General features: G+C 71.1%; 40 protein-coding genes. All 40 read left to right on the top strand.

Features of this window, described 5'->3' with window-relative positions:
- Window positions 1-5 precede the first annotated feature (5 nt).
- On the top strand, window positions 6-458 hold the full coding sequence (locus tag CCR97_RS04375; RefSeq protein ID WP_111358149.1) for a hypothetical protein: 453 nt from the start codon (window positions 6-8) through the stop codon (window positions 456-458).
- Window positions 455-2,686 carry a Mu transposase C-terminal domain-containing protein gene (locus tag CCR97_RS04370; protein WP_111358148.1) on the top strand — a complete coding sequence of 744 codons (2,232 nt, stop codon included), beginning with the start codon at window positions 455-457 and terminating at the stop codon, window positions 2,684-2,686. The genes CCR97_RS04375 and CCR97_RS04370 overlap by 4 nt, the downstream gene beginning before the upstream one ends.
- A gap of 32 nt (window positions 2,687-2,718) precedes the next feature.
- Window positions 2,719-3,483, top strand: a complete 765-nt coding sequence (locus tag CCR97_RS04365) for an AAA family ATPase (RefSeq protein WP_111358146.1) — start codon at window positions 2,719-2,721, stop codon at window positions 3,481-3,483.
- The gene (locus CCR97_RS04360; protein WP_111358145.1) at window positions 3,483-4,094 is read left to right on the top strand and encodes a hypothetical protein; all 612 of its coding nucleotides are present in this window, start codon (window positions 3,483-3,485) and stop codon (window positions 4,092-4,094) included. Before CCR97_RS04365 ends, CCR97_RS04360 begins: the two co-directional genes overlap by 1 nt.
- Window positions 4,091-4,477, top strand: coding sequence for a transcriptional regulator (locus tag CCR97_RS04355; RefSeq protein WP_111358144.1), 387 nt, complete (start codon window positions 4,091-4,093; stop codon window positions 4,475-4,477). Before CCR97_RS04360 ends, CCR97_RS04355 begins: the two co-directional genes overlap by 4 nt.
- Window positions 4,474-4,800, top strand: coding sequence for a DUF6874 family protein (locus CCR97_RS04350; protein ID WP_111358143.1), 327 nt, complete (start codon window positions 4,474-4,476; stop codon window positions 4,798-4,800). Before CCR97_RS04355 ends, CCR97_RS04350 begins: the two co-directional genes overlap by 4 nt.
- Window positions 4,797-5,174 carry a hypothetical protein gene (locus CCR97_RS04345; protein WP_111358142.1) on the top strand — a complete coding sequence of 126 codons (378 nt, stop codon included), beginning with the start codon at window positions 4,797-4,799 and terminating at the stop codon, window positions 5,172-5,174. The genes CCR97_RS04350 and CCR97_RS04345 overlap by 4 nt, the downstream gene beginning before the upstream one ends.
- Complete coding sequence (locus tag CCR97_RS04340) at window positions 5,171-5,845, top strand: helix-turn-helix domain-containing protein (RefSeq protein ID WP_111358141.1); 675 nt, start codon at window positions 5,171-5,173, stop codon at window positions 5,843-5,845. Before CCR97_RS04345 ends, CCR97_RS04340 begins: the two co-directional genes overlap by 4 nt.
- On the top strand, window positions 5,820-6,536 hold the full coding sequence (locus CCR97_RS04335) for a DUF3164 family protein (protein ID WP_338049051.1): 717 nt from the start codon (window positions 5,820-5,822) through the stop codon (window positions 6,534-6,536). The genes CCR97_RS04340 and CCR97_RS04335 overlap by 26 nt, the downstream gene beginning before the upstream one ends.
- 14 nt (window positions 6,537-6,550) lie before the next feature.
- Complete coding sequence (locus CCR97_RS04330; RefSeq protein ID WP_111358140.1) at window positions 6,551-6,748, top strand: hypothetical protein; 198 nt, start codon at window positions 6,551-6,553, stop codon at window positions 6,746-6,748.
- Window positions 6,745-6,960, top strand: coding sequence for a hypothetical protein (locus tag CCR97_RS04325; protein ID WP_111358139.1), 216 nt, complete (start codon window positions 6,745-6,747; stop codon window positions 6,958-6,960). Before CCR97_RS04330 ends, CCR97_RS04325 begins: the two co-directional genes overlap by 4 nt.
- On the top strand, window positions 6,957-7,736 hold the full coding sequence (locus CCR97_RS04320) for a regulatory protein GemA (protein ID WP_111358138.1): 780 nt from the start codon (window positions 6,957-6,959) through the stop codon (window positions 7,734-7,736). The genes CCR97_RS04325 and CCR97_RS04320 overlap by 4 nt, the downstream gene beginning before the upstream one ends.
- On the top strand, window positions 7,736-8,314 hold the full coding sequence (locus CCR97_RS04315) for an ASCH domain-containing protein (RefSeq protein WP_111358137.1): 579 nt from the start codon (window positions 7,736-7,738) through the stop codon (window positions 8,312-8,314). The genes CCR97_RS04320 and CCR97_RS04315 overlap by 1 nt, the downstream gene beginning before the upstream one ends.
- The gene (locus CCR97_RS04310; protein WP_111358136.1) at window positions 8,311-8,688 is read left to right on the top strand and encodes a hypothetical protein; all 378 of its coding nucleotides are present in this window, start codon (window positions 8,311-8,313) and stop codon (window positions 8,686-8,688) included. The genes CCR97_RS04315 and CCR97_RS04310 overlap by 4 nt, the downstream gene beginning before the upstream one ends.
- On the top strand, window positions 8,685-8,987 hold the full coding sequence (locus CCR97_RS04305) for a hypothetical protein (protein WP_111358135.1): 303 nt from the start codon (window positions 8,685-8,687) through the stop codon (window positions 8,985-8,987). Before CCR97_RS04310 ends, CCR97_RS04305 begins: the two co-directional genes overlap by 4 nt.
- Window positions 8,965-9,150 carry a hypothetical protein gene (locus tag CCR97_RS04300; protein ID WP_111358134.1) on the top strand — a complete coding sequence of 62 codons (186 nt, stop codon included), beginning with the start codon at window positions 8,965-8,967 and terminating at the stop codon, window positions 9,148-9,150. Before CCR97_RS04305 ends, CCR97_RS04300 begins: the two co-directional genes overlap by 23 nt.
- Window positions 9,147-10,019: a GcrA family cell cycle regulator gene (locus tag CCR97_RS04295; protein ID WP_201159327.1), complete on the top strand. Its 873-nt coding sequence runs from the start codon at window positions 9,147-9,149 to the stop codon at window positions 10,017-10,019. The genes CCR97_RS04300 and CCR97_RS04295 overlap by 4 nt, the downstream gene beginning before the upstream one ends.
- 2 nt (window positions 10,020-10,021) lie before the next feature.
- Window positions 10,022-10,489 carry a thermonuclease family protein gene (locus tag CCR97_RS04290; RefSeq protein ID WP_111356801.1) on the top strand — a complete coding sequence of 156 codons (468 nt, stop codon included), beginning with the start codon at window positions 10,022-10,024 and terminating at the stop codon, window positions 10,487-10,489.
- Window positions 10,486-10,716, top strand: coding sequence for a hypothetical protein (locus tag CCR97_RS04285; protein ID WP_111356800.1), 231 nt, complete (start codon window positions 10,486-10,488; stop codon window positions 10,714-10,716). Before CCR97_RS04290 ends, CCR97_RS04285 begins: the two co-directional genes overlap by 4 nt.
- Complete coding sequence (locus tag CCR97_RS04280; RefSeq protein ID WP_111356799.1) at window positions 10,713-10,937, top strand: hypothetical protein; 225 nt, start codon at window positions 10,713-10,715, stop codon at window positions 10,935-10,937. The genes CCR97_RS04285 and CCR97_RS04280 overlap by 4 nt, the downstream gene beginning before the upstream one ends.
- Entirely contained in the window at window positions 10,934-11,347 is a 414-nt protein-coding gene (locus tag CCR97_RS04275) for a hypothetical protein (protein WP_111356798.1), read from the top strand. The genes CCR97_RS04280 and CCR97_RS04275 overlap by 4 nt, the downstream gene beginning before the upstream one ends.
- Window positions 11,348-11,472: 125 nt before the next feature.
- Window positions 11,473-12,417 carry a glycoside hydrolase family 19 protein gene (locus CCR97_RS04270; protein WP_111356797.1) on the top strand — a complete coding sequence of 315 codons (945 nt, stop codon included), beginning with the start codon at window positions 11,473-11,475 and terminating at the stop codon, window positions 12,415-12,417.
- Entirely contained in the window at window positions 12,414-12,770 is a 357-nt protein-coding gene (locus CCR97_RS04265; RefSeq protein ID WP_111356796.1) for a hypothetical protein, read from the top strand. The genes CCR97_RS04270 and CCR97_RS04265 overlap by 4 nt, the downstream gene beginning before the upstream one ends.
- Window positions 12,751-12,987, top strand: a complete 237-nt coding sequence (locus tag CCR97_RS04260; RefSeq protein WP_170145786.1) for a hypothetical protein — start codon at window positions 12,751-12,753, stop codon at window positions 12,985-12,987. Before CCR97_RS04265 ends, CCR97_RS04260 begins: the two co-directional genes overlap by 20 nt.
- Window positions 12,988-13,305, top strand: coding sequence for a DUF2730 family protein (locus tag CCR97_RS04255; protein WP_111356794.1), 318 nt, complete (start codon window positions 12,988-12,990; stop codon window positions 13,303-13,305).
- A 1-nt stretch (window position 13,306) separates the two neighbouring features.
- Window positions 13,307-13,609 carry a VpaChn25_0724 family phage protein gene (locus tag CCR97_RS04250; protein ID WP_111356793.1) on the top strand — a complete coding sequence of 101 codons (303 nt, stop codon included), beginning with the start codon at window positions 13,307-13,309 and terminating at the stop codon, window positions 13,607-13,609.
- A 10-nt stretch (window positions 13,610-13,619) separates the two neighbouring features.
- Window positions 13,620-14,219: a DUF3486 family protein gene (locus tag CCR97_RS04245; RefSeq protein WP_111356792.1), complete on the top strand. Its 600-nt coding sequence runs from the start codon at window positions 13,620-13,622 to the stop codon at window positions 14,217-14,219.
- A complete protein-coding gene (locus CCR97_RS04240; protein WP_111356791.1) occupies window positions 14,209-15,834 on the top strand; it encodes a hypothetical protein in 1,626 nt (541 codons plus the stop codon). Before CCR97_RS04245 ends, CCR97_RS04240 begins: the two co-directional genes overlap by 11 nt.
- A complete protein-coding gene (locus CCR97_RS04235) occupies window positions 15,831-17,468 on the top strand; it encodes a DUF935 domain-containing protein (RefSeq protein WP_111356807.1) in 1,638 nt (545 codons plus the stop codon). Before CCR97_RS04240 ends, CCR97_RS04235 begins: the two co-directional genes overlap by 4 nt.
- 9 nt (window positions 17,469-17,477) lie before the next feature.
- The gene (locus CCR97_RS04230) at window positions 17,478-18,770 is read left to right on the top strand and encodes a phage head morphogenesis protein (RefSeq protein WP_111356790.1); all 1,293 of its coding nucleotides are present in this window, start codon (window positions 17,478-17,480) and stop codon (window positions 18,768-18,770) included.
- 361 nt (window positions 18,771-19,131) lie between these two features.
- A complete protein-coding gene (locus CCR97_RS04225) occupies window positions 19,132-20,199 on the top strand; it encodes a phage protease (RefSeq protein ID WP_111356789.1) in 1,068 nt (355 codons plus the stop codon).
- A complete protein-coding gene (locus tag CCR97_RS04220) occupies window positions 20,199-20,588 on the top strand; it encodes a DUF2190 family protein (protein ID WP_111356788.1) in 390 nt (129 codons plus the stop codon). The genes CCR97_RS04225 and CCR97_RS04220 overlap by 1 nt, the downstream gene beginning before the upstream one ends.
- Window positions 20,589-20,617: 29 nt before the next feature.
- Window positions 20,618-21,580, top strand: a complete 963-nt coding sequence (locus tag CCR97_RS04215) for a capsid protein (protein WP_111356787.1) — start codon at window positions 20,618-20,620, stop codon at window positions 21,578-21,580.
- Window positions 21,581-21,614: 34 nt separating this feature from the next.
- Window positions 21,615-22,115, top strand: a complete 501-nt coding sequence (locus CCR97_RS04210; RefSeq protein ID WP_201159326.1) for a hypothetical protein — start codon at window positions 21,615-21,617, stop codon at window positions 22,113-22,115.
- A 140-nt stretch (window positions 22,116-22,255) separates the two neighbouring features.
- Window positions 22,256-22,471 carry a hypothetical protein gene (locus CCR97_RS04205; protein ID WP_111357724.1) on the top strand — a complete coding sequence of 72 codons (216 nt, stop codon included), beginning with the start codon at window positions 22,256-22,258 and terminating at the stop codon, window positions 22,469-22,471.
- Window positions 22,472-22,473: 2 nt separating this feature from the next.
- Window positions 22,474-22,740, top strand: a complete 267-nt coding sequence (locus CCR97_RS04200) for a hypothetical protein (RefSeq protein WP_111357723.1) — start codon at window positions 22,474-22,476, stop codon at window positions 22,738-22,740.
- Entirely contained in the window at window positions 22,737-23,204 is a 468-nt protein-coding gene (locus tag CCR97_RS04195; RefSeq protein WP_111357722.1) for a phage protein Gp36 family protein, read from the top strand. Before CCR97_RS04200 ends, CCR97_RS04195 begins: the two co-directional genes overlap by 4 nt.
- Window positions 23,204-23,698, top strand: coding sequence for a phage virion morphogenesis protein (locus CCR97_RS04190; RefSeq protein WP_201159325.1), 495 nt, complete (start codon window positions 23,204-23,206; stop codon window positions 23,696-23,698). Before CCR97_RS04195 ends, CCR97_RS04190 begins: the two co-directional genes overlap by 1 nt.
- Window positions 23,695-24,276 carry a hypothetical protein gene (locus CCR97_RS04185; protein ID WP_111360758.1) on the top strand — a complete coding sequence of 194 codons (582 nt, stop codon included), beginning with the start codon at window positions 23,695-23,697 and terminating at the stop codon, window positions 24,274-24,276. The genes CCR97_RS04190 and CCR97_RS04185 overlap by 4 nt, the downstream gene beginning before the upstream one ends.
- The coding region (locus CCR97_RS04180; protein WP_201159324.1) for a phage baseplate assembly protein V at window positions 24,273-24,705 on the top strand (433 nt) is incomplete at its 3' end. The genes CCR97_RS04185 and CCR97_RS04180, both read left to right, overlap by 4 nt.

Genomic DNA, 24,705 nt, shown 5'->3' with positions numbered 1-24,705 from the left:
CCGCCATGCCGCGCCGGGACCCGAGCACGCTCGACCTGTTCCGCGACTACGCGCCGGCGCCCGTGGTGCCGCGCTTCGACGCGGACCAGGTCAAGGCGTGGACCCCGGCGCGGCGGCTCTCCCGCGCGATCGCCAAGACGCTCGACGAGTGCGGCCGCTCCCGCGAGGAGGTGGCTGCCGCGCTGTCGGAGCATCTCGGCGAGCGCGTGTCGAAGGCGACGCTCGACGCCTACGCGTCCCCGGAAAAGCCGCACGCCATCTCGGCGCAGCGGCTCGCCGGGCTCGTCGTGGTGACCGGGGACGTCCGCCCGCTCAACACGCTGCTCAACGAGGCCGGCCTGATCGTGATCGAGGCGAAGTACGAGGCCCTTCTCCGGCGCGAGAAGGCGCGCGAGCTGCGCGAGAAGCTCGACCGCGAGATCGAGGCCGCCGATGCACAGTGGAAGGCGCGGCGATGAGGGAGTGGTGCACGGCGCGCGAGCTCGCCGCTGAAGCCCTTCCGGGTCTGCCGGACACCGAGCGCGGTGTCCAGCTGCTCGCCGACCGCGAGGGCTGGGCCGAGAGCCTCGCCTATGCGCGGCGTCGCTCGGGCCGTGGCGGCGGGCTGGAGTTCAACGTCGCCCTCCTGCCGCCGCTCGCCCGCATCGCCTACGAGCGCCGGCACCGGACCATCGGCGCCGCCGACGTGCCGGCGCCGCCCGCACCCGCGCCGTCGACCGGCCGAGACCTCTCCGACCGCGCCGCGCTGGAGCGCGACGCGCGGCTCGCCATCGTCGCGGCCTACCGGGCCTGCTCGAACGGGCAGCGCCTCTCGGAGACGGCGCGCACCAAGTTCTTCGTCGACGCCTACAACGCCGGCTCGCTCACGATCGAGCCGTGGATCCGCGAGATCGTCCCGGCGCTGTCGCCGCGCTCGCTGGCGCGCTGGCGTGCCGCCCGCGAGACCGGTCGCACCGATGCTTTGGCCGTCGATCGCAGCGCCGCCCGCAAGGGCAAAGGCGTGCTCGATCAGGCCGCCGGCGGCCGCGTGCGGACCTTCCTGCTGGCGCTGCTCGCGCAGAACCCGCACCTCTCGGCGCATCACCTGCGCCAGCTGATCCGCTCGGAGTTCGGCGACACGCTGGACCTCGGCAACGGCAAGGCCGTGCCGGTGCCGCCAGTCCGCACCATCCAGCACGTCGTCGCGAAGCTGAAGCAGGACGAGCACGTCGCCCTGACGAAGCTCTCCAACCCGGACCGCTACCGCTCGCACCTGGCGCCGTCCGGCGTCGGCTCCTATCGCTGGGTCGTCGAGCCGAACACGCTGTGGATGATCGACGCCTCGCCGATCGACGCGCTGTGCATCGACGGCCGCCACACGATCTACGCCGCGATCGACATCGCGACCCGGCGCACCGTGCTCTACGTCTCGCGCACGCCGCGCGCCTCGGCCGTGGCGCTGCTGATCCGCAAAGCGATCCTCGCCTGGGGCGTGCCCGACAAGATCAAGACCGACAACGGCTCCGACTTCGTCGCCCGCGACACGCAGCGCCTGTTCGCTGCGCTCGGCATCGAGATGGAGCTGTCGGATCCCTACCAGCCGCAGCAGAAGGCCTTCGTCGAGCGCGTCATCAAGACGTTCCAGCACGATTGCGCCACGCTGCTACCGGGCTTCGTCGGTCACTCGGTCGCCGATCGCAAGCGCCTCGAAGATCGCCAGGGCTTCGCGAAAAACCTCGGCGCCGACACCGCCGAGACGTTCGGCGTGAGCCTCACCGGCGCCGCGCTGCAGACCATGGTCGATCGCTGGGTCGACACCGTCTACGCCGAGCGCGAGCACGCGGCGCTGAAAACCTCGCCGCGGCTCGCGGCCGCCGCCTCCAAGCGGCCGATTCGCACCGTCGATCCGCGCGCCCTCGATCTCCTGCTGATGCCGGTCGCCGGCGGCGACGGCACCCGCGAGGTGACGAAGCTCGGCGTGCGGGTCGACGGCTTCCACTACGTGGTCATGGAGGCGCTGCCGGGCGACCGCGTGCTGGTGCGCATGGACCCGGCCGATGCCGGCCGCATCTACGCCTTCGATGCCGACGACGGCCGCTTCGTCGGCGAGGGCCTATGCCCCGAGCTGGCCGGCATCGATCCGGCGGCCCTGATGGCGGCGCGGCGCGCCGCGCAGGCCGAGATCCTCGACGAGGCGACCCGCGAGGCGCGGCGCACCATCAAGGAGATCACCAAGGGGCCGGCCCTGATCGAGCGCGTGCTGTCCGTGGCCGAGCGCGACGTCGAGGCTGCGAAGGCGCCGAACGTGATCACGTTGCCGAAACGCACCGAACAGCACGAGACGCCGGCGATCGCCGCGGCGCTCGACGCCATGACGCCGCGCGCGGTCGAGCCGCCGACACCGTCGGCCGACGTGCTCGCCCTGCAGGCACGGTTGATCGCCGAGGATCAGGTCGTGCGCCCGCTGCGCACCGAGGAGACGAAGCACCAGCGCTGGAAGCGCGCCCTCGATCTGATCGCCCGGATCGTTGCCGGCGAGCCGGTGGCGGCCGACGAGGCGATGTGGCTCGGCGGCTACCGAGCCGGCCCGGAGTTCAAGGGCTTCGCGCTCACTTACGACTTCTGCGATCCGCTCGTCGCCGAGGATGCGCGTGCGGCCGAAACGAAAAACCCCGTCGCGTCCTGGCACGACGCGACGGGGCTCTAGAGCAGCAATTCGAGACCATCAACGGAGGGAAGATGTCGACGACACCCCTTGGCGTCAAGGGCGGACAGGTGCCGCTCAAGAACGTCGCCAACTTCATGGCGCTCACCATGCGGCTGATCGAGCGCGCGCCGCACCTTCCCAACATCGGCGTCTGTCACGGCCCGTCCGGCTACGGCAAGACCTACGCCTCGATCTTCGCGCAGAACAAGACGCGCGCCGTGCGGGTCGAGGTCGGCGAGTCCTGGACGCGCAAGAGCTTCCTGAAGAGCCTGCTGTTCGAGCTGGGCATCCAGGCGCGCGGCACGATCAACGACATGGCCGACCAGGCCAAGGCGACGCTCGGCGACGACCCGCGGCGCCCGCTGATCGTCGACGAGGCCGACAAGCTGGTCGACAAGGGCATGGTCGAGCTGTTGCGCGAGATCGGCGACGTCGCCGGCTGCCCCGTGATCCTGATCGGCGAGGAGCGGCTGCCGGCGAAGCTCGTCCAGCACGAGCGCGTCCACAACCGCGTCCTCGACTGGATGTCGGCGCAGCCCTGCGACCTCGACGACACAGCGGCACTCGCCGCCGCGCTGTGCCCGCGCGTCACCATCACGCCCGATCTGCTCGACGAGATCAGAAAGCAGTCCGACGGCCGCGCCCGGCGCATCGTCGTCAATCTCGCCCGGGTGACCGAGCTCGCGCGAAACCGCGGCCTGACCACGATCGACCGCGCCGCCTGGGGCGGCACCGCGTTCTTCACGTCGCGGGCGCCGGCGCCGCGCAACGTCGACGCGCAGCGACGGAGCGCCTGATGCCAAAGCCTCTCGTCCCGGCGCCGACGGCATTCAAGGCTCCGATCGTGATCCCGCGCGGGCACGATCACTACTGGTCGGTCATCCGTGAGCTGGACAAGGCCGGCGAATGGACGTCCGGCGAGGTGGTCGCGCTCTCGAACGCGCATCGCGCCAGTGTGCACGACTTCGTCGGCCGTCTGGTCAGGGGCGGCATCGCGCGCCAGGTCGGTGGCGGGCGCGTGCCGCACTATCGCCTGGTGAAGAGCCCGGCGGCGACGCCGCGGCTGCGGCGCGATGGAACGCAGGCGCCGCCCTCGGCGCAGCAGCAGCTGTGGACCGCGATCCGCCATCTCGGTCACTTCGCCTATGCGGAGCTGATCCTCGCGGCGTCGACGGACGAGTTGGCGGTCGAGGAGATCACGACACGCACCTACATCAAGCGCTTGGTCGCGGCCGGCTACCTCATGGCCGTGGTGCCGGGGGGACCGAAGAAGCCGGCCGTCTGGAAGCTCCGGCCGGGCATGAACACCGGCCCGAAGGCTCCCCAGGTGCTGCGCGCGCATGTCGTGTTCGACCCGAACCGTGGCGCCGTCATGGGCGAGGCCGCGGCCGAGGAGGTCTCGGCATGAAGCCCGCCCCGAAGACGCCGTCCGAAAAGGCCGCCGAGGCCTGGGGTGTCGAGCTGCCGGCGTGGGTCGAGGCCCTCGCCGCCGAGGCGACCCGCACCTCCCAGAACGCCGCGGCCGTCCGCGTCGGCTACTCGGCCGCCGTGGTCTCGGCCGTCCTGAGCCGCTCCTACAAGGGCGACTACGCGGCCGTCGAGGCGCGCGTGTCCGGCGCCCTGATGGGCGCCGTGGTCGACTGCCCGGTGCTCGGCGAGATCGCCCGCGACCACTGCCTCGATCAGCAGAAGCTCGGCTTCGCCGCCACCTCCTCGGTGCGCGCCCGCGTCGCCCGCGCCTGCCGCTCGGGCGCGTGCCCCCACAGCCGCATCAAGGGAGATGCCGCATGACCACGCCGAACAGAAAGCGCGATTTGCCGAGCTTCCAGGTCTCCGCCGTCGACGCCATCGTGATCCGCAAGATTGCGCGCCGCGCGTGGAAGGAGCTGCAGGCGGCGCGGCACCACGATCGCTTCTCTCAGCTCGACGTTCAGATGGACGTCACGGCGACCCACGCCAATGGGTGCCCGCTCCGTCTGGAAGCCCTGCTCGCCGCGGACGGGTTCAACTTCGCCCACGACATCCTCGGGCTCCGGAAGCACCTCGATCGCAGCACCGGCGCCCTCATGAACTGCTTCCGTCCCCGTTTCGCACGGAAGGAAGGCCGGTCATGATCCCCGAGCCCCCGCTCTCCGAGCAGATCCTGCGCCTCGCGCACTGGATGACGGCGATCTGCAACGGCACGTGCGAGTTCACGCGCGAGGGCGAAGCGGTATTCGCCGCATCGCTTCACGCCGCCGCCGAGGCCGCCGAGCGCCTCGAAGCCGATTTGAAGGCGAGCCGCGACGCTCTGCTCGACGACGCCGCGCGAAAGCTGCTCTCCGAGCAAGTCGTCGCGTCTGCGGCGCAGCCGGCGCTCACCACGGCGCAGTTCGACATGCTGGTGCAGGTCGCCTGCGGCCAGGTGCCGGGCGTGGTGCTCTTCCCGAAGCCGCACCGCGCCGCGTTGCGCGTCGTCGAGTGCCCGTTCGGAGGCGACGCGGCATGAGCGGCGAGCCCCGCGTCACCCTGAAGATGATCGTCAACGCGGTCGCCTGGGCGTTCGACGTGCCGGCCCACATGATCGCCTACAACCGCCGCGCCAAAGAGTACGTCACGGCCCGGCAGGCGGTGTGCTGGCTCGCTCGTGAGCTGACACCACTGAGCATGCCGGAGATCGGTCGCCGCCTCGGCGACCGCGACCACACGACGATCCTGCATGCCATCGGTCGCGCCCAGGGGAGGCTCGACACCGACGACGATTTCGCCGAGCGCGTCGGCCAGGCCCGCCAGATGGTGATGCGCACCTCCGGCGGCGACAAGCGCTGGCGGGATGCCGATCCGGTCGAGGCGGCGTCCCGCGTGATGGACGGCGTGGCGCCGCGCGAGGCAGGGCGCCTGTCGATCGACGAGATCGTCGCCGTGGCGGCCCGCCTGCTCGATCTCGAGGATGTGGCCGCGACCACCTATCAGCTCCTCGCCCAGCTCGACGAGCTCGCCCGCCTGCGGTCACGGGCCTTCGACAGCGAGGCGAGGCTGCGCATGGCGCAGCTCGCCGCCTCGTCCGCCGCCCTCTCCGATGCCCTCGCCGACGCCCTCCAGGGCCTCGGCTACGAGTACGCCGAGCCCCCCGAACCTGATCAGGAGACCGCCCGTGAACACGCAGATCCTCAGCCCTGACGGCACGCCGCTCGACCCGAGCACGATCGCGCCGGCGCCGAGCGATTCGCTCCTGCAGGCCGCCATCGACCGCGCCTGGATCGAGATCGCGGGCCAGCGCTACATGCCGGACAGCGCCGGCCGGCTGGTGCCGATCGAGACGGTGCGGCCCGAGCACCAGCTCGAAGACGCGATGGTCCGCAAGATCATCCACCACGCCTCGATCCTGTCGGACGAGATCGCGAGGTTCAGAGGTCACACCTTCGATGACGTGGGCGCATTGCTCGATCTGCTCGCCGAGAAGTACGGCGCTCGCCGCGGCGGCGCGAAGGGGAACGTGACGTTCACGTCCTATGACGGGTGCTTGAAGGTGACGGTCCAGGTTCAGGATCAGATCAGCTTCGGCCCGGAGCTGCAGGCTGCGAAGACGCTCGTCGATGCCTGCATCACCCAATGGTCGAACGGCTCGCTGCCGCAACTGCGAGCCTTGGTCGAGCACGCCTTCGCCGTCGACAAGGAAGGCCGCATCAACCGGGCCGCGTTGTTCGCACTTCGGCGTCTCCAGATCGACGATCCGGAGTGGGTTTCGGCCATGCAGGCGATCGCCGACGCGATCCGGGTCGTCGGCTCGAAGCAGTACGTCCGCTTCCACCGTCGCGTCTCGCCAGCGGCTGTCTGGGAGCCCATCACCATCGACCTCGCGAGCGCCTGATCAGGAGACCGCCAATGACATCCCCGACCACCGAAGCCCGCATCAAGGACGTGAGCCTCTCGACCGGAGGCACCACGGTCACCATCGCTCTGTCCTGCACCACGGTTCCGGCCGCGCGGGAGCTGTTCGGCGATCTCCGCCGTGCGCACGCTGCCGGCGAGCTGGTCACGGCGCTGAACGTGCAATCCGCTGCTCAGGACGTCGGGCCGTGACCCACGCCCCGAGCGAGACCGCCGTGTCGGTGTCCATCTCGCGGCTCGACGACACCGTGTCGGTCGACCTGACCTGCGGGTCGGCTTGGCTTGCCGACGCGCTGGAGTGCCAGCTGCGCGGCATGGTCTCGCACGGGGACGTGAAGCTCGATCTGGCACGCGAACCGAGCACCATCGACGGCGAGATCGTCCCGGAAGGGAGCATCCGATGAACGCACTGCCCGCCAATGTCCCGACCGCCACGTCGAAGCAGATCGGCGCCATGCACGCCCTCAAGGCGCGCATCGGCCTCGACGACGCCACTTATCGCGACGTGCTCGAAGGGTTGACCGGTCGCCGCAGCGCCAAGGCATTGACGCGCGCCCAAGCCGCGCAGGTGATCGACCGCTTAAAAGACCTTTCGGGCCAGCCCAAAGGCCACTTCAAGTCGGCGTTCGCGAGCGGCCTGCCGGACGAGCTGCCGCGCGGCACTGGCCCGCGGCACGGCGGTGCCGACGGCACGCTGCAGCTCGACGGCGCCTATGCGGCCAAGCTGCGCGCGCTGTGGATCTCGGCTCACGACCTGGGCATCGTGCAGGATCGCACCGACGCCGCGCTGCTCGCCTTCGTCGCCCGGCAGACGGGCATCGTCCACACCCGCTGGCTGCGCGACGCCCGCGACGCCGCGGCCGTGATCGAGGCGCTGAAGAGCTGGATCACCCGCGAGGCCGGGGTGGAGTGGCCGGGCCGCGAGGCCGATGCGCTCGATATCAAGCGGGCCGTGATCACGGCGCAGTGGATGCGCCTGGTGCAGCTCGGCGTCGTCTATCTGTTCGTCGCTTCCCGCCCGCTCGACGATCTCGATCGCTACGCCTTCACGGTCGTCGGCAAGCAGGGCTGGGAGTTCTTCGACGGCGACGACTATGCCGCCGTGCAGCGCGGCCTCGGCCGCAAGCTGCGCCAGGCGCTGGGCCGGAAGAGCCAAGCCGGCAAGGCCGGGAGGGCGTGATGAAGATCATCACCGTCTGGCAGCCCTGGGCCTCGCTGATCGCCATCGGGGCGAAGCCCTACGAATTCCGCGAGCGCCCGTACAGCCACTACATCAACCCGCCCGTCGAGGGGGAGCGCATCGGCATCCACGCGGCCGTGCGGCGCATGCGGCTTCCCGAGGTCTCCACGCTGATCTGGCAGCTCGCGGCTGCCGACCCGGGCAGCACGCCGTGTCTTCATCGCGATATCGCGCTGCCGTTTCTGCTGCGTGTCGAGGCGTGGCTGAAGGCTGAGCAGGAAGCCGGCCTCCGCCGTCGCCGCTCGCGCGCCGTGACGGTCGACACCGCCGAGATCGCCGCCGCGATGGGCCATGACGACGCGCTGCGGCTTCCCTATGGCGCCATCGTCTGCACGGCCGTGATCGGCAAAGCGATCCCGGGCGACGAGTGCGCCCGCGCCTTCGGCTTCACCAACGACTCCGACCGCGACCAGACCTTCAATTGGGGCTGGCCCATGCGGGACGTCGAGCCCGTCGTGCCGCCGTATCCCTGCTCCGGCTCACAGGGCTGGTGGCAATACAACGGACCGCTGTCATGACCGCCGCATCCTCGCAGGCCCGTGAGATCGCGCTGAGCCGCCCGCAGCTCGACCTGCTGCGGGACACCGGCGGGATGATCCTGACCCTGCGCGGCGCGTTCCGCATCACACCTGTCCGTTTGGACGATCGCCAGTTGCGCCTCGTCGCTGCGTCGATCCGGCATGTCATCGACGCGCGCCCGATCGGCGGCCTGACCGTGACGATCGACGTGGCGGACCGGTGCATGGTCGCACCGGGACGCGCCGCCGCCCTCATGCTCACCACGGCGGGCGCCAACGTGGTGCTGGCCATCCTGGGGCCCGAGGACGTGGTGATCGCCGCGGTGCGGCTCGACCAGGCGTCGATCGACGCCCTGACCGGAGAGCCCTCGTGAGCACGCTCGTGATGCCGACCACTTCGTTCGCCGATCTCGCCTTCGAGCTGCGCATCTACGCCAACCGCGAGGTGCTGGCGAACCATGGCGTCGAGGTCTTCCTGGCGCGCTACCCGAACGAGCGCCTCGGCGTGACGCTCGACCAGCTCCGCGAGAGCGCCGCCCTGGTCGGCCAAGCGTCGATGCTGCTTTCCCTTCTAGCTCCTCACGAGGCCGCGGTGCGGGCGCTCGTCGAGGCGGCAGCCCCCGCACTGGCCGAACCGATCGGAGAGCGCCATGCGTGTCCTGCTGGGCGGTGAGGAATTCCCCGAGAGCGTCCTGACCGACCCGGATCACGTCGTCATGCGCCTGTTCCTCGATCGCGCCCGGGCGCGCACCGACGCGCCGGCCAAGACGCTGATCGAGCGATGGCGTCACGATCTGGCCGTCAAGCGCCGCAACCTGCGCAACCGGAGGGGATGATGCTCGACGCCATCGTCCTGACGCACGGCGAGGCCGTCAGCCGCCTGTGGGACGGGCAGCGCACGCCGCGCCAGATCGCCATGGCGATCCGCGGCATCACGCCCTACGAGGTCGGCGTGATCGTCAAGCGGCTCGGCCTCGACGTCCCGAAGCCGGCACCCGAGCCGGCGCCGGAGCTGGCGCCCATCGTCGTCGCGCCGATCGAGCCGGCTCCTGTCCAGGAGCCGGCGCCGGCGCCCGTGATCGTCGCCGCTCCGCCGGCGCAGCCCGGCGCGCCGCTCCCGCTGCCGCCGATCCGCTACCTCGCGTCCGGCTACGTCGATTGGGACGAGGCGCTGGAGGCGTGGATCGCGCAGGAGTGGCGGGCCGGCCGGTCCTATCAGGAGATCGCCGAGGCGATCGGCGGCACGCGCAGCCAGGTCGCCGGGAAGGTCCAGCGGCTCGGCCTCACCGGTCGACGGACCGAGGTGGTGCTGAAGACGCGGATCGCGGCGGCGGAGCGCGAGCGCGAGCGCGCGGAGGCACGCGCTCTGGCGAAGCCGCCGAAGGCGCCCAAGCCCGCTCGCTCGCAGCAGCTCTGCTTCCGCGCCGACGACACGACGCCAGCGAGCGCCGAGCAGCTCGCGGCCGAGCAGGCTGCCGCGGCCGCGCAGGCCGAGCTGGCGGCGCCCGACGCCGCCTTCGGCGAGCGCTGCACGCTGCTCGATCTCACGTCGTCGACGTGCCATTGGCCGCTCGGCGATCCCGGCTCGCCGGATTTCTTCTTCTGCGGCGGCCGCACCGCCGAGGGGCTGCCCTATTGCGGCTGGCACGCCCGCATCGCCTATCAGCCGGTCGACCGGCGCCGCGACAAGCGTCAAGGGAAGTGATCATGAAACGCCTCGCGCTCCTGCTCGTGCTCCTCGCCGCGCCGGCCGCCGCCGGCGAGGTCGTGGTGATCGACGGCGACACCCTGACCCTCGGCGACGCCGTCGTGCGGCTCGCCGGCATCGACGCGCCCGAGATGCGACAGACCTGTGCGTCCGCATCGGGCCGGCCCTATGCCTGCGGGCTGGAAGCGCGCCGCGCGCTGGTTGATCTCGTCCAGGGCCGCGACGTTACATGTACCATCACGGGCCGCGACCGCTACGGCCGCCAGCTCGGCGTCTGTCGCACCAGTGTGGGCGAGCTGAATGCCGCGATGGTGCGGGCCGGCTGGGCGGTCGACTACACGCGCTACTCGCACGGGCGATGGGCGCGCGACGAGGCGGCCGCCCGCGATGCCAAGCGCGGCCTGTGGCGCGGCGGCACCTTCGAGATGCCGGAGGACTGGCGGCGCAGCCGCAGGGGCGCGCGATGAAAGCGCCCGGGCCGCGCGTCTCCGACCACGCCGTGCTGCGCTTCCTGGAGCGCGAGGGCGGCCTCGACGTCGAGGCGGTGCGGCGTGCCATGGCCGCATCGATCGCCCGCGCCGTCGCTGCCGCCGACAGGCTGGACGGCACGGACTACCGGATCGTCACCGAGCGGGTGACGTTCGTCGTGACGGGCGGCACGGTCGTCACCGTGGTGCCGAGCACACGCCGATGAAAAGACACGGCACCGTCGATTTCGATCAGCTCGTCGCAGCCGAGAAGTCCCTGCGCGCCGTGGACAAGCTGTGGCGGAGTGCCGGCTACAGCCGTGCGGGGGCGCGAGGGTGGGCACACGGCGAGGAATTTTTCTCGGTGACGCTGACCTGGCGCAGGGCCGCCGACAACGGCATGCAGCTGATCGCGACCTACACGATCAAAAGGCTCCGACGGCGATGAGCTACTCCTGGCTCCCCGCGCTGCTCGCCGAGATCGCCGAGGTCGCAGGCCTCGAAGCGGCGTTGAAGCTCGCGGAGAGCCACGGTGGCACGCGCATGTCCATTCCAGCCCGGATCACTTCCGACGAGCACGAGTTGGTGCAGTGTGTCGGCCGCGAGGCCGCTGACAAGATCTGCGCGCTTTACCGCCAGGGCACTGGCAGCGGCCGAAGTTGCGGCATCAACGTGTTGATCCCGCGCGGACCGACCGGTGCCATCGCGGACGCCCGTCGTCGATTGGCCAAGGCGCTCGCCGGAGGCGCTTCTGCCGCCGAGGCGGCGCGTGCCGCCGGCATGACGGAGCGCAGTGCCTATCGAGCGCGAGCCCGCGGCCGCGCCGAGCAGGATGACAAGCAAGGTCGCCTGTTTTAGGCTCGCTGCCGCCCGCCACCGCCGCGCGCGGCGGTGCTGACGATCGTCAGCTGTTCCTCTCTCGCCCCGTCCCGGCACGGTCCCGACAGGGACGCAAGCCTGATACCTGTCAGGGGGCGCGGGGCATGATCACCAAGTCGATGCTGACGAAGCTGTGGCCGCGGGCGCCGCAGGCCAAGATCGTGACGATCGCCCGCATCGCCAAGCCCGTGTTCGCCGAGCACGGCATCGACGATCCGCTCGTCGTCGCCCACCTGATGGCGCAGATCAGCCACGAGAACGGTGCGGGCACCATCGTGCGCGAGAACATGCGCTACCGCGCGCCGCGCATCATGGAGATCTTCGGCGTCGGTCGTCATTCGGCCCGAGTGACCGAGGCGGAGGCCGCGCGCCTCGCCGGCCGGCCGGACGAGCTGGCCGAGCGCGTCTACGGCCTCGGCAACACTCGGAAGGCGCGCGAGCTGGGCAACACCGAGCCGGGCGACGGCTTCCGCTTTCGCGGCGGAGGCGACCTTCAGCTCACCGGCCGGGCGAGCTACGAGCACTTCGGTGAGATCGCCGGCGTCGACCTCGCCGCCGATCCCGACCAGATCGCCGATCCCGAGATCTCGTTCCGGGTCGCGGTCGCCGAGTTCGTGGCGCTGCGCTGCATCGAGCCGGCGAAGCGGGACGATTGCCGCACCGTGACGCGCCGTGTCAACGGCGGCACCAACGGGCTCGCCGAGCGCCAGGTGTGGCTGCGCAAATGGAAGGCCGTGCTGGCCGAGCCGCGCGCGGCCGCGGATCCGGCGCCGCTGCCGCGCGGCGCGGAGCCGCCGCCGGAGAAGCCGCTGGTGCGTTCGAAGATCGCCGGGGCCGCGACGGTGCTCGGCGCCGAGGAGGTCGCGCAGGTCGCCGGCGTCGTCCAGGACTCCGTCGACCAGGCGAAGCAAATCAAGGCGAGCGCCCAGGAGATCGGCCTCTGGGACATCGTCGTCCACGCCGCGCAGATGCCCCGGCTGTGGATCGCGCTCGCCGCGATCGTGCTGGTCGGCCTGATCATCTGGTGGCGCTGGAGGGACCACTCGTGATCCCGATCGCCCTCTCGGCCGCCTGGTCCGGCCTCGTCGCGGTGTTCCGCTCGCCAGTCGGCCGCATCGTCGTGCCGGCCCTGATCTCGCTCGTCATCGGATTCTCGCAGGGCTGGTCGCTGCGCGCCCGCCTCGACGAGACGGCCGCGCTGCGGGCGACGATCGCGAAGCTGGAGCGCGAGGCGCGCGCCCGCGACGCCGCTGCGGCAGCCGACCAGGCGCGAGCCGAGACCGACGCGGCCGAGCGCCATGCCCTGGAGGAGAAAGTCGATGCGCTGCAAGCTCGCCCGACTGCCGGCGATTGCCTGCCTGACGATGCTGCTCGCCGGCTGCGTGACCTCTGGGGTCGTTGACACCCGCACGACGCTGCCGCCGCTGCCTGCGGATCTCGTCGCCTGCTTCGGGCCGCACACGCTCGTGCCGCGGCCGCAGGGCAAGGGGTCGCTGTCGGCCGCCGAGGTCGAGCGCCTGGTGGCGCAGCTGAAGATCAGCGAGTGGGCGCACGACCGCTGCGGGCGCCGGCTGATCGCCTTCTACGAGGCCCTCGCGGCCGGCTTGAAAGGACGTTGAATGGACCTGTCCGACCTCGCGCCTCTCGCCGGACCGGCCGTCGCGGCCGCCGGCATCGTCTACACGGTCGTCTCGCAGCGCCGGAAGGCGAACGCCGATGCGCTCGCCAAGATCGACGAGCGCGTCGGTGCCCTGGAGCTGCGGATGACCCAGGTCACGGGCCGGGTCGACGTGCTGCCCGATCGCGATTCCGCCCATCGGCTCGAGCTGTCGCTCTCCGAGGTGCGGGGCGAGCTGAAGGCGCTGACCGAGCGCATCGCGCCGATCGCGGCGACCTCGGCGCGGCTGCAGGAATTTTTGCTGGAGCAGGTGAAGTGACATGAGCGGGATGGACACGATCATCCGCGAGGAGGCCCGGCTGATCCTTCTGCGCACGCTCGCCGAGGAGCCGGACGGAACGCTGAACTCCGAGCTGTTGCGGCGGCGGCTCGAACACTTCGGCGTGAGCCGGACCCGCGAGTGGGTGCACGGCGAACTGCGCCATCTGGAGCAGCTCGGTGCGGTGCGCATCGTCTCCGCGGAGTCGGTCCTCGTCGCCACCCTGACCAGCCGCGGCGAGGATCACGTCGCCCGTCGCGCCGTGCTCGACGGCGTCAAGCGCCCGTCGGCGCCGAGCGTCTGAGGAACGCGCCATGGCAGAGGGCCGCGGGCGCCTGTCGTCGATCGACCTGCTGCCCGAGGAGGCGCAGGACGACATCCTGTGGGCGCTGTCGGAGCTCAATCAGCGCAAGCGGACCCAGGCCGACATCCTGTTCGAGCTGAACGACCGGCTGCAGGCCAAGGGCCTGGACCCGGTGTCGCGCGGCGCCTTCAACCGGCATTCGACCAAGCTCGCGGCGCGCTCGCGCCGCATCGCCGAGCGGCAGGCGATCTATTCGGCGATCGCGCCGGCGCTCACGCCCGAGAAGGTCGCCGAGACCGACCTGGTGCTGGGCGAGTTCCTGAAGACCCTGATCGACGAGCTGCTCGACGACCAGGCGCTCGACGCCAAGGGCGCGCACGATCTCGCCAAGGCGTTCCATCACACCGTCAACGCCCTGAAGGCCTCGACCGAGCACAAGGCCCGGCTGATGAAGGAGCTGGACACCAAGACCGAGAAGGTGATCGACGCCGTCGCCAAGGAAGGCGGCCTGTCGGCCGACGTGATCGCCCAGCTCCGCCGCGACTTCCTCGGCGTGCGTCCCGTGCAGCCGGAGCCCGTACCGTCGGAGGCGCCGTCCGATGGCGGATGAACCCGATCGCGTCGCCGGCCCGCCGGTGCTTTCGCGCGATCCCGGCGCCCCGCTGCCGGCCGATCTGCCGCGCGGCGGGGAGGTGCCGGAGGGGCTCGATCCGCTCGCGGATGGCGTGCTGATGGCCCACCAGGCCGAATGGATCGCCGACACGTCCGACCTGAAGCTCGGCGAGAAGGGACGCCGCACCGGCATCACGTTCGCCGAGGCCCTCGACCACACGCTGATCGCTGCGGCCAAGCGCTCGGCCGGTGGCCAGAACTGCTTCTACATCGGCGACACCAAGGACAAGGGCCGCGAGTTCATCGGCTACGTGGCGCATTTCGCCAAGGTGGTCGCGCAGGAGCTGGGGGGCGTCGAGGAGTTCCTGTTCGAGGACCAGCGCGACGACGGATCCACGAACTACATCTCGGCCTTCCGGGTGCGCTTCGCCTCGGGGAACCGCGTCGAGGCGCTGTCGAGCCGGCCCGAGAACATCCGCGGCCTGCAGGGCACGGTCTGCATCGACGAAGCCGCGTTCCACAAGGACGTCCGCGCCGTGCTCGACAGCGTCAACGCGCTGCTGATCTGGGGCGGCAAGATCCGCGTCATCTCGACCCACAACGGCACGCTCAACCCGTTCAACGACCTGGTGCGCGAGGCGCGCGCCGGAAAGACGCCGTTCAAGGTCCATCACATCCCGTTTTCGAAGGCCGTTCGAAACGGCCTCTACAAGCGGGTCTGCCTGATCAAGGGCGAGCGCTGGACGGCCGAGGCGGAGGCCGCGTGGGAGGCGAAGATCCGCGCCGCCTATGGCCCGCGCACCGCTGCGATGCGACAGGAGCTGGACGCGATCCCGGCCGAGGCCGAAGGCGCGGCGCTGACCCGCGTGCAGATCGAGGCCTGCATGGGGCGCGGCATCCCCGTGGTGCGGTGGACCTGCGAGGACGCGCTCAAGAACGCGCCCGAGGAGACCCGCAAGGCGACGGCCCTGGACTTCTGCGAGCGCGAGCTGAAGCCCGTCCTCGATCGGCTCGATCGTCGCCGGCAGCACGTGTTCGGCGAGGACTTCGCGCGAACCGGCGATCTCACGGCCATCCTGCCGTTCGAGATCGGCGCCGACCTGGTGCGGCGCACCGCTTTCGTGGTCGAGCTGCGTAACGCGCCCTTCGACGTGCAGCGCATCATCCTGTTCTACATCGTCGAGCGTTTGCCACGGATGGCGGGCGGCATGCTCGACGCCACCGGCAACGGCGCTTATCTGGCCGAGGCGACGGCGCAGAAGTTCGGTCCGTCGATCGTCGAAGTGAAGCTGTCTCAGGAGTGGTATCGGGCCAACATGCCGGCCTATATCGAGGCCTTCACGGACCGCACCGTGCTGCTGCCGGCCGACGAGGACATTCTGCGCGACCACCAGGCCCTCCAGTATGTCGGCGGCATCATCAAGGTGCCGGAGGATCACGCGAGCAAGGGCGCCGACGGCTTCAATCGCCACGGCGACACGGCGGTCGCCGGCGCGCTCGCCTGGGCCGCGTCACGCGCGAATCTGCCGGAGTACGGCTACGTGCCGGTCAGTGAGATGGGATCGGACAACGTGCCCATGTTCGACACCGGCGGAGGGAGGGCGCTGTGGTGAGCCCGACGAAGAGCAGTATCCTCGGCCCGGACGGCCGGCCGTTCGACCGGGCGCTGCTCGGCCAGGAGATCGCGACGCCGACGACGATCGGCGTGCGGGCCGTCCTGCACGAGGCGGTCGCGTCGGGGCTGACGCCCGAGCGCATCGCCTATGTGCTGCGCCAGGCCTCGATCGGCTACGCCCGCGACTATCTCACGCTCGCCGAGGAGATGGAGGAACGCTACCTCCACTATGCCGCACAGGTGCAGACCCGGCGGCTCGCGATCGAGGCGATCGAGCCGAGCGTCAAGGTGCCTCAGGGCGTGCCGACCAAGATCGGCGACGCCGTTCACGCGCTCCTCGACGATCCAGGCTTCGTGGATGCCATGGGCGCGCTCACCGACGGCATCGCCAAGGGCTATGCCGTGGTCGAGCCGATCTGGGACTATCAGGACGGCCTGCTGCGTCCCGTCGCCCTCAAATGGCGTGACCAGCGGTTCTTCCACTACGACCTGGTCTCGCAGAGCGAGCTGCGGCTTGCGGTCGACGCCAACCCGGACGGAGAGCCGCTGCCGGCCGGCAAGTTCATCGTCCATGCGCCACGCTCGAAGACCGGCATCCCGATCCGCCGCGGCTTCGCGCGTGCCGCCTGCTGGGCGTTCCTGATCCAGCAGTTCACCCTGAAGGACTGGGCCGCATTCTCCGAAATCTTCGGAATGCCGCTGCGGCTCGGCAAGTACCACAGCGGTGCGTCCGAGGCGGACAAGAAGACGTTGCTGCGCGCCGTCGCCGGCCTGTCGAGCGACGCGGCGGCCATCATCCCGCAGGGCATGGAGATCGAGTTCATCGAGCGCAAGGCGCTCGAAGGGTCGACTTTCGAGAAGCTGATCGAGTACGTCGACCGCAACGTCTCGAAGCTCGTCGTCGGGCAGACCATGACGGCCGACAAGGGCGCGAGCCTCGCCCAGGCCAAGGTGCACAACGAGGTCCGGCTCGACATCCTGCGGGCCGACTGCCGGCAGCTCGCCCACACGCTCAACGGCCAGCTGGTGCGGTGGTTCGTCGCCCTGAATTATGGACCGCAGGCCGTCTATCCGTCGATCGACATGCCGGTCGCCGAGCCGGAGGACACGACCGCGCTCTCGGCCGCAATCGAGAAGCTCGTGCCGCTCGGACTGAAGGTGTCGCAGCAAGAGGTGCGCGGCAAGCTCGGCCTCAGTGAGCCGGCCGAGGACGACGAGCTGCTCGCACCGGCCGCGCGGCCCGCGCCGGCCGAAGCCGCGCCCCCGGCGACGTCGGACCCCGCCTCGCGTCCGCCCGGCAAGCCGGCCGCGCTGTCCGCGCACGTCGCCGGCTGCGCCTGCACGGGCTGCCTCGCGACCGCGGCGGCCACCGCGGGTGCAGCGGCGAAGCCGGAGGCGATCGACGTCGAGGCGGAGCTCGAGGCGCTCGCCGACGAGGCGCTCGGCGATTGGGAAGAGCTGGTCGATCCGCTGCTCGCCCCCCTGCGGGCCGCGATCGAGAGGGCGTCGAGCTTCGACGAACTGATCGGCAAGCTCCCCGACCTCGCGCGCCAGGTCGACGGCACGAAGTGCGCAGAGGCGCTCGCGGTGGTCACCGCCAAGGCGCGCGGCCTCGGCGACGCGGCGGACTGAGACAGCGCCATGCGGCCCACCCGGCGGCAGCTTCTCCACCTGGTCGCCGCGCTCGCGGCGACCGTGAAGCGCGGCATGGATGCGCCGCCCGAAGTCCTGCAGTACTTCCGAGCCAAGGATCTGCGACCAGGCTTCTCGTACCAGGACGTCTGGGGCCAGGAGCACGCCCACGCGATGACGGTCGCCGGCGTCACCGAGACGCGGGTGCTGTCCGAGTTCCAGGCGGCGATCGACACCGCGATCGCCAAGGGCACAGGCTTCGAGAAGTTCCGCGCCGACATGCAGACCAGGCTCACGCCGCTCGGCTGGTGGGGGCCGCGCGAGCTCGTCGATCCCGAGGGTCGCTGGAAGCCCAAGGTCGTGAACTTCGCCGCGCCGGCGCGGCTGCAGATCACGTTCTGGAGCAACATGCGGGCGGCCCGCGCCGCCGGCCAGTGGAACCGCATCCAGCGCACCAAGCGGGCGCTGCCTTATCTGCTCTATGTGCGCTCCGCGAGCGAGCGGAAGCGGCCCGAGCATCTGCGATTGGTCGGCACCATCCTGCTGGTCGACCATCCGTTCTGGTCGACACATTTCCCGCCCAACGGCTGGAGCTGCAAATGCTCGGTCCGCCAGCTCGACCAGGCCGACCGCGACGACTACCTCTCGCGTCCGAAGAGCGACGCCGAGGATGCGATCAGCTACTCGGACGAGGCGCCCGATCTCGGCACCCGCACCTTCACCAACCGCCGTACCGGCGAGGTGACCGAGGTGCCGGTCGGCATCGATCCGGGCTGGGACACCAATCCGGGCCTGTCGCGCGCCCGCACGCTGGTGCGCCAGCTCACCGATCAGCTCGACACGGCGGGGCCGGAGCGCGCGTCGCGGACCATCGCCAAGCTGTGGGACGACGGCGCGGACGGGCGCGCGATTTGGCCGAAGGCGATCGCCAAGATGGACGAGCGCGTCCATGTCCCGGTCGCGGCATCGGAGCGAGCGGCTGTCGAGATGGAGGCGCAGAGCCCGATCGTCGTGGTGTCCTCCGACACGCTGGCCCGGAAGGTCGAGAAGCACACCCAGGTCGACGTCGCGACCTTCGGCCGGATCCAAGAGATGCTGGACGCCGGCGAGTGGCTCGCCGAAGGCGACACGGGCACCCGCGTCGTGCTGGCCGAGATCGACGGGCTGTCCTACGTGGTGGTGCTGCGCCGCTCGGTCGCGAGGTATCTGCGCGTGCAGACGCTCTATCGGGCCGATCGCGACCGGCAGGAGCGATTGCGCCGGCGGGCGGCGGAACGGGCAGCATCGCGGGAGGAGGAGTGACGGTGGCCGGGGGGGCGTGACGTCCCCGCGCCCGCATTTGGACGGGTCCACATGGCTCGGCCACCGACGCAGAATATAGGCGCTTCCGGGCCGGAACGGAAGCCGGGTCGGCGCGAGCCGTCAGGAAGCCCGCTGATGCGCGTTCACGTCCCGGGGCACCTGCGGCCACCCTCCCTCGAAACGCTTTCAATACCCCCTTCAACGGGGCGCCACGGGGCGGTCTGACGGCCGGGGCTCGGTCGCCGGCGCCGTGACGTGATCAGGAGGCTCTGCAGGGGGATCGGGACGGCGACACGGGCGATCGGGAGGGCTGACACCTGTCAGCGGCCCGGCGCGTTCGGGGCACCGGTAGCGTGCACCCATGAGCCCTCGGACCGCAACCCCCCTTGATGATCTTTCGCGCCTCGCCGCGTCGCCGCTGGCGACCTGCGACGCGACCGGCGTCGCGCTCGGCGTCGTGACTCTCGCCGTGGTGGACGCCAATGCCGCTGCGGGCGCTTTCGATCCGCCCGAGTGGGTGCAGATCGCGCCGCGCGGCAAGGTAACGGCCCGCGACGGACGCACCTTCAGCTTCGATCCCGAGGTGCTGGCGGCGCGTTTCGATCAGGACCGGGTCGAACTGCCGCTCGACTTCGATCACGGCATCTCCAAAAAGGCCGTGCAGGGTGAGCGCGTCGACGCGGTCGGCTGGATCACGGCCCTGCAGGCGCGGCCCGAGGGCCTGTTCGCGAAGGTGAGCTGGCTCGCGGCGGGTATCGCAGCGCTCGCCGCCCGCACGCACCGCTACGTGTCCCCGACCTTCAAGCACAGCCCGGACGGCGCCGCGACCTACATCCACTCCGCGGCGCTCGTGACGGCGCCCGCCCTCAGCATGCCGGCGCTCGCCGCCGCGGAACCAACCTCGCACGGAGCCAACATGAAGACGATTGCGACGGCGCTCGGCTTGGCCGAGACGGCCGACGAGGCGGCCTGCCTCGCGGCTCTCACCACGCTCCAGACGGCCGGGGCGGCCAAGGTCGACAAGGCCGTTCACGACCAGGCGCTGGTGACGCTCGCAGCCGCCAACGAGCAGCTCGCCACCGCGCAGGCGCAGCTCGCGGCGCGCGACAAGGCCGATCACGAGGCCAAGGTCGGGACGCTGCTCGACGGCGCCCTCAAGGACAAGAAGATCGTTCCGGCGCAGCGCGACCAGTACGCGGCGCTGTGCGCGACCGCCGACGGTCTCGCCCAGGTGACGGCGTTGCTCGCCGCGACGCCGGCCGGGCTGCAGCCCTCGACGCTCGATCAGCAGCGGGTGCCGGCCGCCGGTGCGGCTCCGAGCGATGCGCTGCTCGCGAGCGCCAACGCCCTGATCAAGACCGCGGCCGAGGCCGGCCGCCATCTCAGCCTCGCCGACGCGGTCGTGCAGGCCAACGGAGGCCAGATCTGATGACCGAGCCGCTGATCAAGAGCTTCACGGCCGATGCCGCGATCCGCGGCAACCGGCTCGTCGCCTTCCACGCCTCGAAGCACGCCGCGATCGAGGCGGCGAGCAACACGGCCGTGGGGCTCGGCGTCTCGACCTCGACGGGGGCCAAGGCGGCCGGTCAGGTCGACGTGATCCAGCTCGGCCTCGCCGAGGTGGTCGCCGGCGGCAATCTCACGCGCGGCGCCCGCGTCACCTCGGACGATCAGGGGCGCGCCGTCGTCGTGCCGGCGCCCGCCGTCGCCGCCGCGACCGTGACGGTGTTCGGCATCGTCCAGGCCGCCGCGGTCGAGGGCGACATCGTCCCGATCCTGGTCGCGCCTTCGGCCGTCTACGTGCCGGCCTCCGCCTAAACCGTTCACCCGCCCCGAAGGATCGCCCGATGGCTCCGAACCGCCCGTTTCCCGTCAACCCGGCCCTGACCGCGATCGCGGTCGGCTACCGCAACCCGGCCCAGACGCTGATCGCCGACGACGTGCTGCCGCGTGTGCCGGTCGGGTCCGAGAGCTTCAAGTGGACCGAGTATCCGCTCGCCGAGGGCTTCACGGTGCCGGAGACGAAGGTCGGCCGGATGGGCCAGCCGAACCGGGTCGAGTTCACCGGCACCGAGAAGGACGGGTCGACCGAAGATCACGGCCTCGACGATCTGATCCCGATCTCGGACATCAACGAGGCGGCGCGGCAGCGGGCGGCCGGGCTCGGCAACTACGATCCGCGGGCCCGCGCGACCGAGGGCCTGACCGACCTCCTGCAGCTCGCCCGCGAGATCCGCGTCGCCGGGATCGTCCACGCCGCGGCCACCTATGCGGCCGGCCGCAAGGTCACGCTGTCGGGCACCTCGCAGTTCTCCGACTACACCAACTCGGACCCGATCGGCGTCATCAAGGCGGCCCTCGAAGGCACGCTGGTCTACCGCCCGAACACGCTGGTGCTCGGTCACGCCGTCTGGTCGAAGCTCTCCTCGCATCCGCACCTGGTCAACGCCGTGCGCGGCAACCTGACCAACAAGGGCGTCATCACGCGGGAGGAGTTCGCCGCGCTGTTCGAGGTCCGGCGGGTGCTGGTCGGCGAGAGCTACGTCAACACGGCCAAGAAGGGGCAGGCCGCGAGCCTCGCCCGGGTGTGGGGCAAGCACATCGCCTGCCTCTACATCGACCCGGCCGCCACCACGCAGCGCGGCATCACGTTCGGCTTCACGGCGCAGGTCGGCACCCGGATCGCCGGCTCGGTCCAGGACCCGAACATCGGCCTCGAAGGCGGCGAGCGCGTGCGGGTCGGCGAGAAGGTGCGTGAGCTGATCGTCGCGCAGGACGTCGGCTACTTCATCGAGAACGCCGTCGCCTGATCGGCGGCCATCATCTGATCAGGAGCCCCCACCCATGGCCAAGAAGCCGAAGGCGCCCGCGGGCGCCGCGACCGAAGCGCCGGCCGCGCCGGCCGCCACTCCCACGATGCCGCCGCTCAAAACCCCGGTCCCCGCGACCGAGGCCGTAGCGGCCCCCGCGGTCGACGAGCCGTCGATCGCCGACGAGGGCGGCGCGCCCTCCGAGTTTCCGAGGCCGGATGTCTCCGCGGACGCGGTTGTTGGGCCGGCATCGGATCAGGCGGCCGGCGATCCCGGTCCCGTGTCCCCGCCGGCCGCCACCGATATCCAAGCGAGCGACGACGAGACGGCGGCGCCGGCGGCGGGGTCCACACCCGCTGCCGGCGGCGACCCTCCGGTCGCCTCGGCCGAGGCGCGTGTGTTCTCCATCGCGCCGGAGCGGACCGTTCTGCACGACGGCGATCTCTTCCTGCCCGGCGATGTGATCGTGCTCACGAGAGCCGAGCACAAGCCGCTGTTCACGGTCGGCGCGGTCGCCGAGCCCTGGAACGCCTGACGACGTGTGCCCGACCGCCGCCAGCCGGCGGCACCCGATCACGTCCGGTCACGGGGGTGCCGGACGTGCGGCCCGCAAGGGCCTCGGCCGGAGCGGCTCGCCGCTCCGGCCATCTCCCCCGGAACCGAGCAGGAGCCCCCATGCCCCATCCCAGTTTCGACGAGACCGAGTATCAGGCCGGCCGCAGGGCGTTCCACGACGGCGTGTCGCTCCGCGATCTCGCCGAGCGCATGGCCGGCGTCGACGGCGCCGAGGCCGAGGCGAAAGCGATGAGCCACGCGCTCGGCTACGCCGACGCCGCGCTCGACTGCCTGCGCCGCGCGTCGGGCGTCGCGACCAACCTGTCCGGCAGCTGATCATGACCGACGGCACCCCCGGAGACACTCCCTTGGCCGAGGAGCCGATCGGCATCCCGGGCGAGCTGCACCGCGTGGCCCAGGGCATCATCGCCGCCCGCGACGCGCGGATCGCGGTGCTGGAGGCCGAGGTGGCCGGGCTGAAGGTCCGGCTCGCCGAGGCGCAAGCGAGCCTTTACTTCATGGCTGACCCGAGGCCGTGCATGACGGGGGAGAAGCTCGCCGAGGCGCAGGCGGCGCTGCGCGGCGCGGAGGATGGCCGGTCATGAGCTTCGCCACCCTTGCCGACGTGCTGGCCCGCTATCCGTCCGAGGCGACCATCCTGGCCGCCGACGAGACGACACGGCAGCGCGACGACGGGCGCATCAACGCGGGGCTCGACGACGCGACGGCCGAGGTGCGGGCGATCCTGGCGGCGCGCTACACCCGCGACGAGCTCGCCCGCATCGACGACGACAGCCGCGCCACGCTGCGGCTCTACACGATCGACATCGCGCTCTATCGCGTGGCGCTGTCGTTCGGGCGCTCGAACGAGCGGATCAAGGAGCGTTACGACGTCGCCATCCAGCGCCTCGCCGCGATCGCGGCCGGCAAGGCGGCGCTCACCTTCGACGGCCCGGGCGGCGGCGGCACCGGCGGCACGGGCGAGCCGGAAGGGAGCGTGTCGCCCAACGAGGCGATCGTCGTCGCCAACGAGCGCCTGTTCACACGCGACCGCTTGCGAGGCTGGTGATGTCGGTCGCGATCATCGTCGACACGTCCGGTCTCGATCAGCTGAATGCGCTGACCTCGCGCCTCTCCGGCGCCGAGACCGAGGAGCTGATGACCGAGATCGGCGGCATCCTCGAAGCCTCGACGCGCGAGCGGATCAGCGAGACCAAGACGTCGCCGGACGGCGCGGCCTGGGCGCCCAACCGGGCCGGCACCTCGATCCTGCTGGAGAGCGGCCGGCACCTGCTCGACTCGATCGCCTTCATCGCCGGCGCCGACCAGGTCGAGGTCGGCTCGTCCTGGGAGTACGCCCACGTCCACCAGGACGGCGCGACCATCACGCCGAAGACGGCGCAGCGCCTGGTCTTCAAGGTCGGCGGCAAGACCGTGTTCGCCAGGAGCGTGACGATCCCGGCGCGGCCCTTCGTCGGCTTCTCGGCCGAGGACCGCGAGAAGGTCGAGCGCCTCGCGACCGACTGGCTCGGCCGCCTCGCCGGCGTGGGAGGCGGCGCATGATCGGTCCCGCCACCATCGCGGAGCGGCTCGCGGCGTCGCGCCTGGTCGGCTTCCTGCCAGCCGTCGAAGCCGCTTTGAAGCCGCTGTTTCCCGGCGTCACGGTGCGGTCGCATCCGGGCCGGATCGACGTGTCCGACCTGATCGAGAAGGACATCTTCCTGGCCCCCATGATCGCCGTGGCGCTGACGCGCTGGCGCGGCCCGGTCGGCGTCGGCGGCGACTGGCGCATCGGGCTCGAATGCGCCGCCTATGTGGTGACCGAGGACATGGCGCTCGGCGAGCGTTCCACGCCACGGCAGGAGGTCGCCTTCGCGCTGTCGCACGGGATCCTCGACGTGCTGGCCGACTTCACGACGTCGCGCTGGGGCCTGCAGAACATCACGTCGCCCGAGGACGCCGAGGCGCGGCCGCTGTTCACGGCCGAGACCTTCGCCAAGGGCTCGGCCTTCTACGCCGTCACCTGGAAGCAGTCGCTGATCGGGCTCGGGCCTGACCCGCTCGCCCGCGTGCTGGTGAGCGACGTCGAGGCGGTGCTCGACGGTGCCGCGGAGCCGGTCGACGAGGGAGGTCCGGTGTGAGCGACCCCTATGTCCGCCGGCTGGAGAAGTATCTTCGGACCCTCGAAGCGCGCCTGGTCGAGATCGACCAGCGCGTCGCCCGCATCGTGCTGTCCGGCAAGGTGACGGAAGTTCGGGAGCAGAACGACGATTGGCAGGTTCGCACCGAGCTGGGCAAGGATCCGGCGACCGGCGAGGTGGTGAAGAGCCCGTGGGTGCCGGTGCAGCCGGTCGCCTCGGGCGATCTGAAGATCAAGGCGAAGCCGGTGGTCGGCGAGCGCATGATGGTGCTGTCGCCCTCCGGCGTGCTCGGCACCGGCTCGTGGGCGATCCGCGGCCCGTTCGACGAGGATCACCCGGCCCCGAAGGGCAGCGAGGATCTGATCATCGAGCGCGGCGACACCCGCATCGTGCTCGACGACAAGACCATCACGATCAAGGCGCCCCAGA

The organism is Rhodoplanes elegans, assembly GCF_016653355.1.
GTDB lineage: Bacteria > Pseudomonadota > Alphaproteobacteria > Rhizobiales > Xanthobacteraceae > Rhodoplanes > Rhodoplanes elegans.
Note: the sequence above shows the minus strand (reverse complement) of the source record. Positions and strands in the feature narration are given on the sequence as shown.